Annotated in this window: 1 protein-coding gene, 1 tRNA gene and 1 pseudogene; 1 reads left to right on the forward strand and 2 read right to left on the reverse strand. The window is 67.4% G+C overall.

Annotated elements, in window-relative coordinates; genetic code table 11:
• Positions 1-462: 462 nt before the first annotated feature.
• Positions 463-736 (forward strand): annotated as a pseudogene (locus AC08ON_RS05855) (maturase); the annotation flags it as partial.
• A gap of 50 nt (positions 737-786) precedes the next feature.
• Here AC08ON_RS05855 and AC08ON_RS05860 read toward each other — a convergent pair.
• Together AC08ON_RS05860 and AC08ON_RS05865 are read right to left on the reverse strand one after the other, a co-directional pair.
• Positions 787-860, reverse strand: a tRNA-Gly gene (locus AC08ON_RS05860).
• Between the two features lie 69 nt (positions 861-929).
• Positions 930-2,307 (reverse strand): glycoside hydrolase family 65 protein (locus AC08ON_RS05865; protein WP_476616589.1); only part of this gene is annotated, 1,378 nt, incomplete at its 5' end.

Consider the following 2,307-nt stretch of genomic DNA (forward strand, 5'->3'; position numbering starts at 1 on the left):
GACCTGAACGGGAAACCGGGAGGGGACAAGAGCATGGCGGGAAAGCGCGGGGTGCCGTGAAGGCGCCGAAGGCACGGCCGTGCAAGGCCCGCGTGATACGGCGAAGGCCATACTGCTTGAAGCCCAGTCTCCAGCGGTGCAAACGTCACACCTCCCGACACGGCGTCTGTCGTCGGGGCCGCCGGCATAGGAGTGATTCCGACTTTCGTCGCTCTGAACCCTTCCGGCCGGTGGGCGACGGGCAGCGAGCTCGTTCAAGGGGACGGACCGGGACGCCTACGTCACGCTCGATACGTCTGGCGCATGAGGAATTCGGGATGGCCTACGGGGCGCGAGCCCTAGGGCTACGGAGGGTCCGTAGTAGTCGCGGGAGTCACGCCCTGCCTCGGAGGACGGGAGAGCCGTCTACATGGGCGAAGGGACCCAGGTGCTTGGATCGACAAGGACGGTGAGGTACGCGAGATGCGGGATGCCGCAACCGTGCTGGAGATCATTCGTGAACGCGGCAGGAGAGGGCTGCCGTTGGAAAGGGTCTACCGGTGTCTGTTCAATCCGGACCTGTTCCTGCTCGCCTATGGGAAGATCTACCGCAACAAGGGGGCTATGACCGCCGGGGCCACCGGCGAGACTGTGGATGGCATGAGCCTCGGTAAGATCGAGGCCATTATCGATGGCGCTCCGGGCGGAGCGTTACCGATGGACCCCAGTTCGGCGCACCTACATCGAGAAGAAGAACTCGGTCCGGTGCTACCCGACCTGTTATGCCGGGTAGCACCGGCTACCCGGTGGAGCGGGCGACGGGAATCGAACCCGCGTTGCAAGCTTGGGAAGCTCGTGTTCTGCCTCTGAACTACGCCCGCGTAGCGCATTCGCATCGTACCGGACGGACCAGGTCGGGTGGGGCCCCGGGCCGTCCGGCGCGTCCGGAGTCAGCCGTCGATGCTGTTGACGGAACCGCTAGGGCCGGTAGGACCGATACGGCCGCCGGTCCCGGGCAGGCGCAGGAAGCGCAGCGACTCCCGGCCCGGGGGCTGCTTCGGCCGTTCCAGGACGGGCGTCGGCGGGACCTCCATGCTGACCGGCTGGCCAGGAACCACCCGGACGGTCTTGCCGTGGTGCAGCAACGTCATCGCCGGCCCCACGGGGACGGTGTAGACAGCCATCGAGTCGGAGACCTCCACCCGCAGGTGCCGCCCACGGACACAGAGCCCGAAGGCCAGCCTGCTCAGTCCCTCGGGCAACCGCGGCGCGAACGAGATCACCTCACCGCCGTCACGCAGCCCACCGAAGCCCTCGACGAGGGCGATCCAGCTTCCCGCGAGGGAGGCCATGTGCAGCCCATCTCCGGTGTTGTGCTCGATGTCATGCAGATCCATCAGGGCGGCTTCGCGCAGATAGTCATAGGCGAGCGACAGGTGCCCACACTCAGCGGCCAGCACCGCCTGGGAGCATGCCGACAGTGACGAGTCCCGAACCGTCAGAGCTTCGTAGTAGGCGAAGTTGCGGATCTTCTCGTCCATCGTGAAGGCGTCACCCCGGCGCTGCATCGCCAGGACCAGGTCCGCCTGCTTGACGACCTGCTTGCGGTAGAGGTCGAAGTACGGGAAGTGCAGCAGCAGAGGGTACTGCTCGGGCGCGGTGTTCGCGAAGTCCCAGACCTGGTGTTCGGTGAATCCCTCGGACTGCGGATGGACGCCGAGATGGGGGTCGTAGGGGATGAACATGTTCTCGGCCGCGTCCCGCCAGGACGCCGTGACCTCGGCGTCCACGCCCAGCTCGGCGGCCCGGTCGGGATGGCGGCGGGCGGCGTCCGCCGCGGCCACAAGGTTCCGCTGCGCCATCAGGTTCGTGTAGACGTTGTTGTCGGCGATGGCCGAGTACTCGTCCGGGCCCGTGACACCGTCGATCCGGAAGCGGCCGTCGAGGTCGTGATGTCCCAGCGACCGCCACAGCCGGGCGGTCTCGATCAGGATCTCCAGCCCCACCGTGCGCTCGAACCGCTCGTCCCCGGTGATGGTGACGTAGCGGGCGACCGCGTCGGCGATGTCGGCGTTGACGTGGAAGGCGGCCGTCCCGGCTGGCCAGTATCCGGAGCACTCCTCTCCGTGGATGGTACGCCAGGGGAAGACGGCGCCCTTCAGATTGAGCAGATCGGCTCGTTCCCTGGCCAGCGGCAGAGTCGCGTACCGCCAGCGCAGCGCGTCGGCGGCCGCGTCGGGCGCGGTGTACGTCAGGACGGGGAGCACGTACGACTCGGAGTCCCAGAAGGCGTGCCCGTCGTAGCCGGGGCCGGTCAGGCCCTTGGCC

The sequence above is a fragment of the Frankia sp. CoWAU3 genome (assembly GCF_977971855.1).